The 15,542-nt window shown below is 52.9% G+C and carries 9 protein-coding genes; 4 read left to right on the top strand and 5 right to left on the bottom strand.

Annotation, left to right across the window (positions count from 1 at the left end; all coding sequences use genetic code 11):
* The first annotated feature begins 6 nt into the window (after positions 1-6).
* From MKX63_RS20305 to MKX63_RS20295, 3 genes are read left to right on the top strand one after another with little or no spacing between them, the layout of a single operon-like run.
* Positions 7-459 (top strand): GNAT family N-acetyltransferase, encoded by a 453-nt coding sequence (locus tag MKX63_RS20305; protein ID WP_341019607.1) that lies wholly within the window; start codon positions 7-9, stop codon positions 457-459.
* Between the two features lie 23 nt (positions 460-482).
* Positions 483-1,412, top strand: coding sequence for a phosphotransferase enzyme family protein (locus tag MKX63_RS20300; protein WP_341019606.1), 930 nt, complete (start codon positions 483-485; stop codon positions 1,410-1,412).
* Positions 1,393-1,770 carry a hypothetical protein gene (locus tag MKX63_RS20295; RefSeq protein WP_341019605.1) on the top strand — a complete coding sequence of 126 codons (378 nt, stop codon included), beginning with the start codon at positions 1,393-1,395 and terminating at the stop codon, positions 1,768-1,770. Before MKX63_RS20300 ends, MKX63_RS20295 begins: the two co-directional genes overlap by 20 nt.
* 152 nt (positions 1,771-1,922) lie before the next feature.
* Here the strand turns inward: MKX63_RS20295 and MKX63_RS20290 are convergent, their stop codons facing one another.
* Positions 1,923-3,062: a glycoside hydrolase family 88/105 protein gene (locus MKX63_RS20290; RefSeq protein WP_341019604.1), complete on the bottom strand. Its 1,140-nt coding sequence runs from the start codon at positions 3,060-3,062 to the stop codon at positions 1,923-1,925.
* Positions 3,053-6,229: an alpha-mannosidase gene (locus MKX63_RS20285; protein WP_341019603.1), complete on the bottom strand. Its 3,177-nt coding sequence runs from the start codon at positions 6,227-6,229 to the stop codon at positions 3,053-3,055. Before MKX63_RS20285 ends, MKX63_RS20290 begins: the two co-directional genes overlap by 10 nt.
* Before the next feature lie 182 nt (positions 6,230-6,411).
* On the opposite strand from MKX63_RS20285, the gene MKX63_RS20280 reads away from it, so the two are divergent.
* Positions 6,412-7,323 carry a helix-turn-helix transcriptional regulator gene (locus MKX63_RS20280; protein ID WP_341019602.1) on the top strand — a complete coding sequence of 304 codons (912 nt, stop codon included), beginning with the start codon at positions 6,412-6,414 and terminating at the stop codon, positions 7,321-7,323.
* Positions 7,324-7,405: 82 nt separating this feature from the next.
* Here MKX63_RS20280 and MKX63_RS20275 read toward each other — a convergent pair whose 3' ends face one another.
* From MKX63_RS20275 to MKX63_RS20265, 3 genes are all read right to left on the bottom strand, one after another.
* The gene (locus MKX63_RS20275; RefSeq protein ID WP_341019600.1) at positions 7,406-7,999 is read right to left on the bottom strand and encodes a hypothetical protein; all 594 of its coding nucleotides are present in this window, start codon (positions 7,997-7,999) and stop codon (positions 7,406-7,408) included.
* Between the two features lie 14 nt (positions 8,000-8,013).
* Entirely contained in the window at positions 8,014-12,357 is a 4,344-nt protein-coding gene (locus MKX63_RS20270; RefSeq protein ID WP_341019597.1) for a hypothetical protein, read from the bottom strand.
* 153 nt (positions 12,358-12,510) lie between these two features.
* Positions 12,511-15,333 carry a glycoside hydrolase family 3 C-terminal domain-containing protein gene (locus tag MKX63_RS20265; protein WP_341019594.1) on the bottom strand — a complete coding sequence of 941 codons (2,823 nt, stop codon included), beginning with the start codon at positions 15,331-15,333 and terminating at the stop codon, positions 12,511-12,513.
* Positions 15,334-15,542 lie beyond the last annotated feature (209 nt).

The raw sequence follows: 15,542 nt of genomic DNA, 5'->3' as shown, positions 1-15,542 counted from the left end.
GCTGAAATGGAGATCAGAGCATTACATACGGATGAACAGGCACCTACCGAATTGCTTTTATTGGCCGACCCTGCATCGAAGCTGGTTGAGGATTATGTGGCGAGGGGGCAATGCTTCGTTGCCGAGGCGGATCACCGTGTGGTCGGTGTCTATGTCCTGCTGCCTACCCGGCCGGAGACCGCCGAGCTGGTCAATATTGCAGTGGATGAGGCATTCCAGGGCCAGGGGATCGGGAAGCAAATGGTGAATCACGCCATTCAGCAGGCCAGGCGGCTCAGCTTCAAAACGCTGGAGATCGGTACAGGCAATTCCAGTATCGGCCAGCTTGCCCTGTATCAGAAATGCGGCTTCCGGATCACCGGAATCGACAAGGACTTTTTCATCAGACATTATAGTGAAGAAATCTATGAGAACGGGATGCAGGTGGTGGATATGATCCGCCTGTCTCAAGATCTGTAAGTCAAAAGGAGGTTAACAAACCTATGCAAGCACAACTATTGCAATTTCTCAATAACACCTATCCTGTTCAACTCTCCCATATGGAGACCGTCACCAATGAAATGTACCGTTGCCACTCGGAGAAGGGGACATTCTTCGCCCGAATTACGAACTATAAGACCTATGAAGAACAATTAGCTGAAGTGAACTGGACTACCTTTCTGTTCAACCGGGGCGTACGGGTGCCTGAGGTTGTACCTACTGAACTGGGTTCGCTTGTCAGCACCCTGCTGCTGAGTGAAGAGGAGAAGTCCGTGGTCTTGTTCCGGGCGGCAGCCGGAATCCACCTGCCCCGGGCTAAATGGGACAAAACCATACTCAGAACCCTCGGACAGCAAATAGGCAGAATGCATCAGGTGAGCAAAGAATATCAGCAGTCTGAAGCTGCCCGGCCGATTCCGCATTGGTATGATAACGATGAATATGATTTTCTAAAGCATATTCCTGCCGAAGAGCGGGCCATACGGGATATTGCGAAGGATGTGCTCAAGCAGATCCGCATGCTGCCCAAAGATGAGGCGAACTACGGCTTAATCCACGGCGACCTGTGGCTGAACAATACCCTGGTGGACAGTGACTCTGCGCTGACAATGATTGATTTTCAGGATTGTGAGCGGCATTATTATGCCTATGATTTAGCTGTGCCGATCTATTCTGCACTGGAGTACTCATTCCCGGGTGGACAGAACCTTATGGATTATAAGCGTACGATAACCAAGGCAATCACAGACGGATATAAGGAAGAGCATCCCCTCTCTGCTGAGATGTCTAGAAAACTGCCGCTGTTTATAAGACTGAAAGAGCTGTTTGAGTACAACCTGATGCATATGTATTGGAACTTCGGGGAGCTTAGCGAGGATCAGGTGCGGATTCTGAATCTGTACAGAAGCAAGATTGAGTTCATGCAGACGTGAGGTGAGTGAAGTGTATGACTATATCAGCATTCATTCTATGGATTACTCCAAAAGCGTAAAAACAGAAGTGCTGGAGCAGTTTGTCGTAGAGACCCTGGGGTTTGAGCAGACCGGGCCGCTGCGATTCTCCAAAGCGCTCTATGGCGCGCATGTTGGGCTGAAGGGACTCTCCGCAAATTCGAATGGCAGCTACGCTTACTATACGCTGGAGGGGATTGAAGCGGTGAATCTGGTCGAGGTCATTCTCCCGGCAACTAAGATAGATGAGCCATTGGAGCGTGCGATAACCGGGTTGGTGATGGCCATTGCCGGCGAATTCGGCTGGTGCATCGATGAGGACCATGGGTTGGATACTTAGTGTGATCGGTTTTTCAATTACATTTGGTCCCCATCCCCTGCGCGTTCCCCCAACAATAAACAAGCGGTAGTCTGCGACGATTCTCCGTCCATGACTGCCGCTAGTTCAATTCTTTTCACTCAGCCCGCTTCGCCCCTGCCCAGACTCCGGACTCAGCAGTAATGCAGCGCTTCGCCCAGCGCGACCAGAGCCATCGCCTGGCCGTAGGCCATAGGGGCAATGATAATCCCTTTGTAGTCCTCCTTGGCTGCGCCGATGGGAGTACCGCCGGACACCCCAAGCACTGTGCCTTCGCTGTCAATTCTGTCCAGGATGGCGCGGATTGCCCGCAGAGCCGGTTCGCTGTAAGCCTCCGGGAGCAGCCCACGGCGCACACTGTTTAGAATACCGGCGGCTATCGCAGCCGAACCGGAGGTTTCGGTATAGCTGCCAGAGTCATCCAGCAGGGTATGCCATAGTCCGTCCCCGCTCTGACATGCGAGCAAGGCTTCGGCCTGGGCCTGTAGCGTCTGCTGGAGATAGCTGAAGACTCCGTCTGCCAGATAGGGCCGCATCAGCTCCAGATATTCCGGCAGGCCGAGGGCGAACCAGCCGTTGCCGCGGCACCAGAAGGCTTCGCTGAAGTTGTGGCGCTCTTCAAAATGCCAGCCGTGGAAGAAGAAGCCGGTTTTTTTGTCATACAGATATTTAATATGCAGCAGCAGCTGATGCAGCGAGGTCTCGCGCCACTCCGGGTTGTCGTACTTCACACCCATTTTGGCCGTGAACAGAATCGCCATGAACAGCGTATCAATCCAGATCTCATTCTCATGGAGCGAGATCTCATGCTTCTGAGTCCCCGTAGTCACATGCTGATAGCCTTGCTCCAGCGTCCGGGGCAGGCCGTGCATCAGCCATTCTATCCATTCGAGACTCAGCTCTCCGGCCTCCTCCAGCTCCATCAGCGAGAGCAGTGGCGCAGTCGTATTAATATTCCGGCTGGGCAGTCCCTTCTCCATCTGCCGGGCCATCCACGGCTTGGTGTATTCCGCATAACGGCCATCCCCGAAATGCCGGTCAAGCTTTTGCAGGCCATACAGCCCCACTCCCTGCGGCCAATCCCACTCTTCCATCCCGAAGTCCCTGGCAAAATACCCCCGGCGCTCCGCATCCTCCCCCAGGTTCTGCAATTCCGCTTCATTATCCGGCCGGCCCAGCTTCAGCAGCTTATTCGTAACCAGGTCCAGCTTCTGCATAACCTCTTCCTTGCTCACACAGCTTACCGGCACCGTCTGCTTCTCTGTTACTTCCACTGTCCATAACCCCCTTCATCTACATGCGTTCCGCGCAGCTTGATTCTGAACGTTCTAATCTCATACGGCTTCACTTGGAAGCTCAGCTCCTCTGCTTCCTGCCAGTCTCCCAGCGGCTCCTCCATCAGGTTGCATTCCTGCCAGGAGGCAATCTCGTAAGCGCTGTCTATAGTGACCTTCGTCCGGGAGCCTGCATATTCATGCAGCCGCAGCACCACATCACTGCCGTCCTCCGAACGTTTGATAGCATCCACTGTCACATGTGCGCCGTCGACATAGAGCAACGGGTTCCCTTCCAGCTCACCTGCCACACTGCGCAGCGGATGATTCAGCTCCCACGCCTCCTGGACCACCCCGCCTTCAACGAAATCACCGGTATGCGGATACAGGGCATACGTAAATTCATGATGCCCCTGATCCTGCTGCGGATCGGGATGCACCGCCGACTTCAGCAGCGTCAGCCGGAGCACGCTGTCCTTGATGTCATAGCCGTATTTGCAGTCGTTAAGCAGCGCTATCCCATAGCCCTTCTCGCTGACATCCGCCCACTGATGGCCCACCGTTTCGAAGCGGGCGTAATCCCAGCTCGTATTCCAGTGAGTAGGACGCTTCACGTTACCGAACTGAATATCATAAGTAGCCTCCAGCGCATGAATATCCACCGGGAAGGCCACCTTCAGCAGTTGGTTATGCCCATGCCAGTCCAGCTCCGTGCGGAAATCAATCCTTACAGTATCACGGTAGAAGATGATGTCCTGGGTTACCGTTGTACGGTGATAGGTCCAGGTCATGCGCAGCACCGCCCGCAGCGGGCCGTTCTCGGTCAGCTCACATCCGGTCAGCTGAGTGATCTCGTTCATCTTTTCCTGGTAGAAAATATCGATATCCCACGCTTCAAAATCCAGCGGCTTATCTTCGAACACCTGCAGTACATTCCCGCGCTGCCCTGGCGCCAGCAGCTCACGGCCGCTCTTGCGGTCGACCATCGAAGTGAAATGCCCCTGCTCATTCCACACTACTTCCACAAGCGGTGTGCTCAGCGTGTTGCCGGATACGGCTGCAAGCGGCTGAATCTGCGCCTCCTGAGAGCCCTCGGCTGCTTGTCCGCGTACTACCTTCAGCACTGCCGTGCCCAGTGCAGGCACAGACGGAACATAGACCAACACTTCCCCGTCTGCCGTCCGCTGCTGCCACAGCCGGTTCCCGTCAGCATTATGAACCTGTACGGAATCAGCGGCATCTATAGGAATCAACGCATAACGAGGACGGTTCCAGTTCGTGCTGTTCAGCAGAGTGAATGCTTGCAGCTCCGGCTTATTGCCGCTATTAGCATCAGCCACACCGTTAATCAGAGCAAGTGAGTGCGCTTCGCCTTCTGCATATTCAGCATCGCTGTCCTCATAGACCTCAGCGATCGACGAGCCGGGAATGATGTCATGGAACTGGTTGCGCAGCAGAATCTCCCAGATCCCGGTCAGTTCAGCCGCAGGATAAGCGGTTTCAAGATTCCCCTGTCTTACACCCATCAGCGTATGCAGCCACTCGGCATCGCGCAGCAGCAGCTCCAGCCGGCGGTTATATTTCTTGTTGCGGGCTTGCGAGGTGTACGTGCCCCGGTGGCATTCGAAATACAGCTCGCCGTTCCAGGTGTGTACGAACGCCTCCGTCTTCCCGATCCGTTCATGCAGTCCGGTGAAATACTCCCCGGCACTGCCCATCTCAATCTTCGGAATGCCGGGAAGCTTGTCAAAGCGCCGGCGGAGCTCCAGCATCTCCCGCGTCGGCCCGCCGCCCCCGTCACCCCAGCCGTATGCAAACATCAGGTGATCGTTGATCTCCTTATCCTGATAGGAATTCCAGATCCCGCGCAGCAGCCCTGCCGTCATCCGTCCGTTATAGGTGTATTCAGCTCCATCCTTCTCGGAGGTCGTGATGAAATGCGTCAGCACCTCTGAGCCGTCCATCCCCCGCCACCAGAAGGTGTCATGCGGCATCCGGTTGAACTGATTCCAGCTGATTTTGGTCGTCATGAACGTGTCGATACCCGATTTGCGCAGAATCTGCGGCAATGCCCAGCTGTATCCGAAGACATCCGGCAGCCACAGGTACTTGCTCTCTACGCCGAATTGTTCACGGAGATAGCGCTTGCCCAGCATAATCTGGCGGACCAGCGACTCGCCGGACGGGATATTACAATCCGACTCCAGCCACATCGCCCCTTCCGCTTCCCAGCGGCCTTCCTTCACCTTCTCTTTGATCCGACCGAACAGCTCCGGATAATCCTGCTCCAGATAAGCGTACAACTGAGGCTGCGTCTGCAGGAACTGGTACTCCGGGAACTCCTCCATCAGCCGCAGTACGGTGGAGAAGGATCGGGCTGTCTTTTCACGGGTATGCTTCAAGCGCCATAGCCAGGCAACATCAATATGGGTATGGCCGACAGCTGTTAGCGTTACGTCAAAAGTCTGCGGCATTGCCTCTATCGCCTGATTCAGACTTGCACCTGCCTGATAGAGTGAAGCCGTATGCTCTGGCGAACCCGGCTCTGACCAGTCGATCAGACGGAAGGCCTCATTCAGTGCTCTTAACAGCCACTGCTTCTCCGGCTGGTCTCTGCCCAGGTAACGGAAGGTGTCGAGCGCCGCCTTTGACATGTAGAACAGATCATCTATGCCCTCGTCCAAATAGCCGATGAATGCTTCGTTGAGCCGGTGCTCCTGAATTCTGGGCACTCCGCCGCCCTCAAGTCCCGACCACAGCCGGAAGGCCAGCTCTACCGTCTGCCCGCCCCATTCATCACCGAAGATTACCTCTCTATGGTTGTTATCTACGCCCTGATAAGGCGAGCCGTTCACGAACAGCAGCGATTCGAAGCCGGAGTTATTGAAATCCCCTGTTTTGCCAAAATCAAATCTGCCGGCAATTTTGAAGCCTGCCTGACTTGGCGGCAGTACAACCTCCGTGCGCAGCCAGATGTAACGGTCCCGCCCGCGCCAATGCTCCTGAAGCCTGATGATGCCATCAAAGGACACCGACTGCGGGTATACCCCGTTAGCCCCTTCCTCATCCTCAGCGAACGCGAACTCTGTAAGCTCCTGGACCTTAAGATATCTATACTTTTCCACTTCAGCCTGGCGTTTGATCAGCTTTTCTTCTGTGAATAACATCCCTATCACTCCCTGTATCCGCTTTCATATGGTCACTATAGCAAACCTTCCACTCCAAAAACTACCCTACTCTTGCTGTATTCCGCTCTATTCATTGCATATTTTGCTTTTTTCGGCCTATAATATACAGGTGGAAACGGCTCAGGCTTCTTTAGTAAACGGCAAAGGTGAGGAGTGAGGCTATGCTCGACAGCGACCTGTTATACGAACAAGGTTATAGTATACGTATCAATACTCCGGCTGATCCGCTCTTTTACTATTTTGACTACGATCAGCGCTCTCACGACATCAATATGGAGTTTCAGCACGATCATGACTTTTATGAGATTCATATTCTGCTGGATTCCAGCGCTACTCATATTATTGAAGGCAATGTACATGCCCTGCAGCAATATGACATTGTTCTGCTCGCCCCGTACCGGCTGCATATGACCCAGTATCCCGCGGGCCCGCCGCACAAACGGCTGATTATCAACTTCAACCTGCCCAGGAATATGCCCGGATTTGAGACCGCTTACAATGCAATGCTGCAGCCGTTCTCCGAGGAGGTTCCGATCTTCCGGTTCACCGGAGGACCGCGCAGTGCCGTGTTCGAGCCGCTCAATGCCATTTTCAACTGTTCCCGCAGCACTTCACCCCTGAACCCTGTGCTGATTCACAGTCTGTTCCAGCAGTTTCTGTGCAGCCTGTCCCAGCAGTATGACAAGAATGCGTACGTGCTGGAAGAGATCGGCAATGCCATGATGCAAAAAATCTATTCGATTACCGCCCACATTCACAGCCATTACGGCAGCGAGTTATCCCTGGACTCCATCTCCAAGGAATTCTATATCAGCCCTTATTATTTATCGCACCAGTTCAGAACCGTCACCGGCTTCACCTTGACCGAATACATCCAGATGACCCGCGTCCGCAAAGCCCAGCAGCTCCTGCTCCATACCCGGCACAAGATTTCCGACATCGCCGGACAATGCGGCTTCAACAGCTTCTCCCAGTTCAACCGCATCTTCAATAAGCAGAGCGGCATGTCCCCTTCCGCGTTCCGCAAGGCGCAAGGGCCTTCTGGCGGGGCTTCGTCTTTGAGTTCGTATTAAGATAAGTGTAATAAAGAAGGCTGTCCCAAAAAGCCGTGAAAGCGGCGGTTGGGATAGCCTTTATGTTATTGATTAAATGTTTTCAACCCCAAAATTCACTCGTTTTATATAATAAAGGGTATATATCTTTATTAACTTGATCCCAGCAGATTACTGTAAAATCATCAGATACTTCATTTGTTAATTGATGAGATAAAACAATATGGCTATTGTCGGAAAAGAATAAAACAAGTCCAACTTCTCTAGGATGATCCCATTGCAAGGAATTCATTGTTTCAATTTTAATTATTTCATATTTAATTAGACTTTGACCAACAATATTTTTAAAGTAATTCTCCGAATATTCTTGGTCACATGCTTCAATTGGAAACAGTTCTTTGTCATTCTTCATTAAGTCTTCAGTTTCTTTACCATCTATGGTTTCAGCCCATAATATTATACTGCTAACTGTAACATCACTATTAAATCCTATTAATATATTTGGTTCAAACTCGATACAAAAAGGTCCTGTTGTAAGTGAAAATACATCCTTTTTATCTATCTCACATTCGGTTGCTGAATCTTCTTTGCTCCACCAGCTATATCGAATTAAATTTTCAACTCTTTTTCCAATTAAAAGATCCAGTAAGTTTCTTTTGGCAGAGGGAATAGATGATTCAAAAAAATCATGTTTCATAAACTACACCTCAATTATTTTTTATTTTTAGCTACTTCAATAAGTAAATTAATCATTTTCAGGTTATTATTAGAAGGTTTCGTTTTTAAATGCACCTTTAGTGGATCTGCAATTACAATGTGCCCATCTTCTTTAATTAAAAATTGCAGATCATCAATTTTTATTTTTTTATCTACCATTGTTTTTTTAATATTTTCCAAGTCCTTAATACTATTCTCATTGAGAAGTCTTGTATCCATGCCATTAACAACCTGTACTTTTTTATCGCTTAATGCAACAATATCTTTCGAACCTTTAGCATATTTGTCCATAACAATTCCTGGCCTTCCATCAACAATTATTTTTTTTCTAGGTACACTTGGTAACCCTTGTTCGTCTAATAGATCAAGCATTTTTAACTCGTCATCAATTGAAGTTATTGGTTTCTTATCTTTTAAAATTGCGACAACTTTATCATCACCGTATTCAAAGACTTCTTTGTTCCCCCCTTCTCCTATTTTCTTTCCTAAATCTGATTTGGATAAGTTACCTTCATCCGTCCCCTCAGCCCCACCCTCTTTTTTCTCCAGATACTGTTCAACCTCACTGATCACAGGCGCGAGAGTTTCAAGATCTGAATTCGCTAACTTGTCCCGTGGTGTGGCTTCTATCTTGGTATTACGTTCTTTTAATTGCTTAATTCGCTCGTGAATATTAAAATCTTTATTCCCAACTTTAATCTTGTCTAAATTCCCTATTCGTATCTTAAATCCCTCTATAATTTTGGGTACGGTTCGTTTATTCTCACTAGCCATCATCACCACATGCCCGCTGCCGCGCTTCTCAACCCAGAGCTGGTGGCTTTCTTTGCCGATTTTGAAGTTAACCAGCAGGCCGGCAATGGCGTTCTTGAGCTTCCCGGCACCTGCGACTACGAGATTCACTCCTGATTTCAAAAGCTGCTTGCCGAAAGCTAACAAGCGGGTATGCACGCCTCCCTTGACAGTGCCGAGGAAGTCACCGCTGGTTTCTTTTTTTGCAGCACCCGCTTTTCCACCGGCTTTGGGCTCTTCTTTTTTGCCTGGACTGTCTTTGCCCGCAACGCCGGTGATCCCGGACAGATTGGACAGCAGCTTCGTGCCGTTGCCGAAGACCTGATTGGTCTGCGCCTGGGCTTCATCCACCAGTCCCGTTGCTCCTTCTGTGGCTTCGTCGATCAATCCGCCTACCTTGTCCACAGGTCCCTGAAGCGGCTGAAGCAGGCTCTGGACCGGGCTGGACGCGGCAATTTTGTTAATCAGCTTGTCTGCGAACGGAATATGCTGGCGGATCAGGTCAACCAGTGATTGGCCCGCCACAGCTTCAATCCCTTTGAATACAGCCTTAATCAGTGCTGACGGCGGATTAGTGATGATGAAATTAAGTACCATATCGACGCTTTTGTTAGCCAAGACGGACATAAGCTGAGTAGGTTTTCCGAGCAGTTGAACCTTTGCTTTAATGCCGCTGGCGGCTTCGGTTACCTTCTCACGAATTCCCTTGAACAGGCCTCCAGCCGCTTCCTTCAGCTTGCCTGCTCCCTCACTCAGCGCCTGGGCAGGGTTCTTCAATACCTCCAGACCCTGAACCATACCGGCATACACCATGCTGAACGGGTTGAACCACGACTTGCCCGAGATGTTGATCACCGGCAGAGCCTTGTTAATCGCGCCTGACACCTTGCCGACTGTCTTTTGAAGAATTATGAACACGCCCTGAAGAAGCTGCAGTACCTTCATCAGTCCTTTTTCCTGGCTTCCGCCTTTCGGAGCCTTGCCCCCATCCTTGTCCTTCTCCTTGTCATCTGCCTGGCCCGTCTGTAGTGGCTTCAGCTCACCGAACAGCCCCTTGACCAGAAAGCCGCCCAAGCCCGCCGGATTCAGAAGCTGCTTCAGATTCTGCACCTTGAAATTCCGCAGGGTATTGACCACAGTCATAACCGTGTTCGCCTGACGCAGCAGCTTAGGGAGGGTCGAGGTCAGCCAAGTGGCGATTTGCACCAGTACACTTCCCCCGCCCGTTGCAAAAGCAGCTGCAACCTCCGCAGCAATCTGCGCAACCTCCAAAGCCTTGCCGAAATTAATTTTGAATTCACCGCTCAAGAATTTCCCGATTCCCGATAATATCCCGTTATACAGCGACTGGACACCAGCGAACAGCTTATCCACTGTCTTCCCCATGAAATCCAGTGCGGCGCTGACCCCCTTTTTCAGGAGAGCAGCAGCCGTATTCACAGCTTGAACTGCCTTGTTCACCGCACGGTCGATCCAGCCGTTAATCTTCTTGGCAATGCCCGGGAAGCGGGCAAAAATCGTATTCGCAATTCCCTTCAGCACGTTCCCGAAGCCTTTGATTGCACTGACTATCAGCTTCCGGCCAGCTTCAATCAGCCCTACAACCGCTTGCTTGGCTTTATCGAAAATAGCTTTGACGGCCTTACGCAGCTGGGTGAAGAGGAAGTTCATTCCCTTCTGGATAGCCTCGCCAAGCTGCTTGCCTTTTTGCTTGAGCCACTCCCAGGGATTTTTGGCCTTTTTCTTTTGTTCTCCTTCAGCCTCCCCTTCCTTCTGCTTCTCCTCTGCCTGGGTCTTCGTATTCTTATATTCCTTCCGGGATTCAGCTTCGGCATCAGACAGCTTGCGCTTGACCTCGCCTTCCTTCTCATCCTTGATGCCCTTGATTTCCCGATTCTTCTCTGCTGCAGCTGCCCCCGCTTCGCGGTCAAATTCCCCGCTGGTAGCCTTGATCTCTTCTTGCCACTGCATCCGGTACCCTAAGACCTCTGCTTTAGCCGCAGTCTGCTCAGTTTGCTGCTTCCCCGATGTTTCAGCCTTCAGCCGTTCTATCTCTGCCTTGGTATCGCCCTCAGCAGCTGTGACTCCCGCATCAAACGGCGCCTTTCCTTTCTGGTACTTCGCTTGACTATTCTCCATATAGACCTGAAGTTGAGCCGCCAGCTGCGGGTTGAGGTAGCCAGCTACATCGGGTGGAATTGAACCCGTGGGCTTCAGCTGAAAAGCTGGCGGCGCCACCGCACGGACCGTATGCGCCGAACGGAGAATGCTCTTATCCGGCTTAGGCTGAATCCGGTTTTCTCCAAAATCCTGCCGGGTCTGCTCCAGCTCGGACGCCTGTACAGTCTGCACATGCTGCTTGGCCTCTGCCTGAAAGCTCTCTACCTGGGAAGGATCGGCCTCACCGGTGAGGCTCATCTCCGGCGGATTCGCCGCATACCTGCTTGCTTCCTCCATCATTTGATCCGGATCTGTCTCCTCGTTGACTTGAGGAAAGCTGTTCATTCCAGCTGACGTATCCCCGCCTTGCTTCCCGCTCTGAAGAGCAGGCAGTGTGGCGGCTGGCAGCGGAGCTGCCGTTGTGCGCTTTGAAGCTTCAGCAGCTTGGCCTGGCGCGATGCCGGTTGGAGTTGGAATAGCTGGAAGTGCCTTCTCAGCCTGCTGTCTTTGCTGCCCCAGCGCTTCACCAGAGACACCTGCCGCCTGGTTGTACGCCTGACTGATTTCAGCCGGAGCAATGCTGCTTAGCTGCTGGATTACGCTGCCCGGGTTGCTGCCTTTAATAAGAACCACCGGGGCTTTGGCTGTTGCCTTTCTGGCTTGCAGAGGCGAAGCAGAGGTCCGTGAACCTGCTGCTGGAGACTTCTGCCCTGGCGCAGCTGAATGGTCTGCAGACTTTTGCCCCGGCGCAGCTGGCTTGTCTGCCGGCCTACGACCTGCTGCATCTATTCTCGAAGAGGTATTCCCTTCCGTCTTAGCTTCCGGTTGGCGCTCCGGCTTCGCACTGGAGCTCACTTTCACCGGAGGCCCCAATCCGCCTTCTGACCGGGCATGTATAACCGCCTCCGCTTTTACAGACTTCTTTGCCTGTACTTTGACTGCGGCAGGCTTGACCTCCGGCTCCCCTACCCGCATGAATTCCGGCTGTGAGGTTTTCCTGGAGGCATGGATGCCATGAGGCACTTCCGGTTTTTCTAAGATTGGCGGGGACTTTATCTCAGCCGTTTTTGGGGAGCCTGATTTTTGCACAACGGGTTTGTCATCTTTCGCACGGGTCTGTTCAGCCTTCTCAGGCTTGGTCCGCTTGCCTTGGTCCAGCAGCATAAGCGCACTCCGCAGGCCAATTACACCGCTGAGCAGATTGAACTCTCTGGAGCTTACAGTCTCCGGGGCCGTTCGAAGGCGGTGGGCCAGCTGGTTGAGCTCAAGCGGTGTTCGCAGCGGCGGCTTCAATGCCGCCTTGTCTGCGAGCGGGACTTGCGCCGGTCTGCTCTGGTTCACGCTCTGCGGCTCTGCCGGTTTATGCACTGCAATCTTGCTTGGCATAGAAGGTCACTCCCTGATTATTCTGTATACAAGTAATGGTGTTTTCAGGGACTGATTCACAGCCATTCTATACAAAAAAGCCTCCGGACCGCCCTAAGGGCCATCCAGAAGCTTTTTTTACATCTATACAAGAGCCCCGCTACGCACGAACACCTACACTGTAAACCGAACGCGGCTGAGCAGAACCTCACCCTGCAAGACAAAATACACATCTGTGATTCCGGCGTCTATATCCGCTATAGCGGACAGACTGTGCCACTGCTGAACGCCGCCGGACGGAACGGCAAGTGTAGCCGCCAGCTTGCCGGACGGGCTGCCGGTCCGGACTTCAACCACGCCTCCCAAGGCGGAGGATACCAGCATCTCGACACCTGCTGCCCCCTCCGCAAACCGGACATTATGGAACGCGATCCACGCCCCCTCCTTCACCGGATGCACCGCAGCGCCGCCAGCCTTACATTCATCGAGGAAGACGCTATCGTAATCATCATAATTCTCAGCCTTAACTGGCGCATACAAATCACGCGGCGGAACGGTCTCGCCATGCACCCTGATGGTGGCGGACAGCCGGATATCTCCTGAGGAACGGCCTGCCATTAGCCGGTATTCTCCATCCTCCACACAGTACTGTTCGCGGCTGACGTCCCAGAAGGAGAGCTCAGCGGCGGGTAAGGTGAAGGTGACCGTCTGCTTGTGTCCGGCAGCCATCCGGATTTTGCCGAACCTCTTCAGCTGCTTAAGCGGCCGCTTGATCCGGTTGGACAAGCACTGGACATACAGCTGGACTACCTCGTCACCGTCAACGCTCCCGCTGTTCTCAAGCTCTATGGTCAGACTGATTGTACCGTCCTGCTGTACTTCCTCCGCTGACAGCGACAGCTTATTATAATTCACCTGCGCGTAGCTCAGACCGTGACCGAACGGGTAGAGCGGCTCACCGTCGAAGTACATGTAGGTTCTTTTGCCTTTGATAATATCGTAGTCCATGAATTCAGGCAGTTGGCTGACGCTGCGGTACCAGGTCATATTCAGCTTGCCGGACGGGCTGTAATCGCCGAAGAGGACATCTGCGACGGCATGGCCCAGCTCCTGTCCGCCATGCGAGGTGTACAGCACGGCCGGAATATGCTCGTCGATCCAGGCAGAGGAAATCGGGTAGCTGCCGACGATCACCACTACGGTATTGGGGTTGGCGGCATAGACGGCCTTGACCAGATTCTCCTGCTCTGCTGGCAGTACAATATCCGGCCGGTCAATCTCCTCCTTGCCGTTCAAGAGCGGATGGTTACCGACGAATACGACGGCAACCTCAGCGGCCCGGGCCGCTTCAACGGCTGCTTCTACACCATTCACTACCAGTTGCTTATGGAAGATCCGTGCTTCGGAAGAGGGCTCCTCTTCCGAGACGCGGAGGGTGCCGTCTCCGGCACTGATTGCAACCGGCTGATCATTCCAGGTACGCAAGCTGACAACGCCTTCGCCTTCCTCAACCAGGTTCAACGATTCCTTCACATACCAGCCATAGATTTCATCTGCGGAAGCAGTCAGTGTGCCGGCATCTGTCAGGGTAACATATTGTTTCCGGCTGGCAGATTCAAGGGTATGAGCAGTCCAGCCCCATGCCGTATGGCGGAACAGCTCCCCGCGTTCCGGCAGATCATGCAGCACTGCGAGCCGTCCGTCTTCCCCCGTAAACCCCACGGCTTGCCCGCTGGCAGCGGAGGTCAGAATGATCCGGTCATCCCCGCTCTCGAAGGTGACCTGCTTACCTGTCAGCTTCTTGGTAATTCCCTGCAAAGGGGTCACCGCATACGGCAGCGTACCGGAATACCAGTCTCTGAACGCTTCGTCCCCCAGCGGGCCGATCACAGCCACCTTGGAGAGCGCGGCTGCATTCAGCGGAAGGGCTGCGTTATCATTCTTCAGCAGCACGATGGATTCCTTCGCGGCTTCGAGCGACAGCTCGCCATACGCTTTGCTGAGAATCGCCGAGTCGTCTATCTTCGTATACGGATTTCCTTCCTCCGGATCGAACTCACCGAGCCGGAAGCGGATGCGGAAGGTGTTCGCCAGCGCGCGGTCCAGATCCGCCTCGGTCAGCAGCCCTTCACGGAGCGCCTCGTGAATGATCTTAATGGTCTCCTCCGTCTCCTCGGTCACACTGTCAATGCCATTCTTAATGGATTCCGCCATGGACTGGGCGAAGGAATCATAATACTTATGGTCCTTTACAATGCCGAACAGGTCCCCGGCATCGCTGACAATGAAGCCGTCCATCCCCCATTCGCCCTTCACAATCTCCATTACCGCCGGATGCAGGATAACCGGCACGCCGTTCACGGAATTGTAGGCGGTCATCATGGATTGTGCGCCGCCTTCCTTGAAGGCAGGCTTGAAGGCTTCCAGATAATATTCGCGCATATTGCGCGGGTCAATGCTGGACGAAGCCACGCCCCGGTCAATCTCATTATTGTTGCCGAGGAAATGCTTCAGGGTCGCTACCGCTTTCAGATACACCGGATGATCCCCCTGAATTCCCCGGACAAGCGCTGTACTCAGCCGGCCTGTCAGCTCAGGGTCTTCCCCGTAGGCCTCCTCTGTTCTCCCCCAGCGCGGGTCCCGTTCCATATCTACTGTCGGTGCCCACAGAGTCAAGCCGTTAATAGTGGGATTCTTGCGGTAAAAGGCTCTGGCCTCATCCCCGATTGCCGAACCGATTTCTTGCAGCAGCGCCGGGTTCCAGGTACAGGCGAGCCCGCTTGGCTGCGGGAACGAGGTGGCTTTGCCCAGCCAGGAAATCCCGTGCGCACCCTCCGTCCCATGCTTGTAACCGCCTACACCGAGCCGTTCAATGGCTGCCTGATACTGCGGCATCAGACTGACTTTCTCCGCAAGCGTCAGCCGGGAGAGCAGGTCCTGAACACGTTCATCTAATGGCAATTCAATTTGTCTAAAAGGATATGCAGCAGCGTCCATATGTAATCTCTCCTTTTTCCTTCATGATAACGGTTTCATCTCCAGCCAAGCCCAGCGTCCTCTTGCTTCCGCATAGCCCGGCTGTCTTATGCTCCTCCATCTTAGAGGATCTTCCCTGACAATAACACCTGAACAATTGGCCCAAAAATCAGTTCATTATTAGGGATTCGTATGGTATAGATGCTAATCAGACACAACATATGCTATTG

It is taken from the genome of Paenibacillus sp. FSL R7-0179, from assembly GCF_038002265.1.
In the GTDB taxonomy this organism is placed as follows: domain Bacteria; phylum Bacillota; class Bacilli; order Paenibacillales; family Paenibacillaceae; genus Paenibacillus_AQ.
This window is presented reverse-complemented; position numbering and strand designations above follow the sequence as displayed.

Excerpts from the sequence above, each read along its gene's own strand:
- MKX63_RS20305 (WP_341019607.1), top strand. The coding sequence starts at position 7 with ATGGAGATCAGAGCATTACATACGGATGAACAGGCACCTACCGAATTG.
- MKX63_RS20300 (WP_341019606.1), top strand. The coding sequence starts at position 483 with ATGCAAGCACAACTATTGCAATTTCTCAATAACACCTATCCTGTTCAA.
- MKX63_RS20285 (WP_341019603.1), bottom strand. The coding sequence starts at position 6,229 with ATGTTATTCACAGAAGAAAAGCTGATCAAACGCCAGGCTGAAGTGGAA.
- MKX63_RS20280 (WP_341019602.1), top strand. The coding sequence starts at position 6,412 with ATGCTCGACAGCGACCTGTTATACGAACAAGGTTATAGTATACGTATC.
- MKX63_RS20275 (WP_341019600.1), bottom strand. The coding sequence starts at position 7,999 with ATGAAACATGATTTTTTTGAATCATCTATTCCCTCTGCCAAAAGAAAC.
- MKX63_RS20270 (WP_341019597.1), bottom strand. The coding sequence starts at position 12,357 with ATGCCAAGCAAGATTGCAGTGCATAAACCGGCAGAGCCGCAGAGCGTG.
- MKX63_RS20265 (WP_341019594.1), bottom strand. The coding sequence starts at position 15,333 with ATGGACGCTGCTGCATATCCTTTTAGACAAATTGAATTGCCATTAGAT.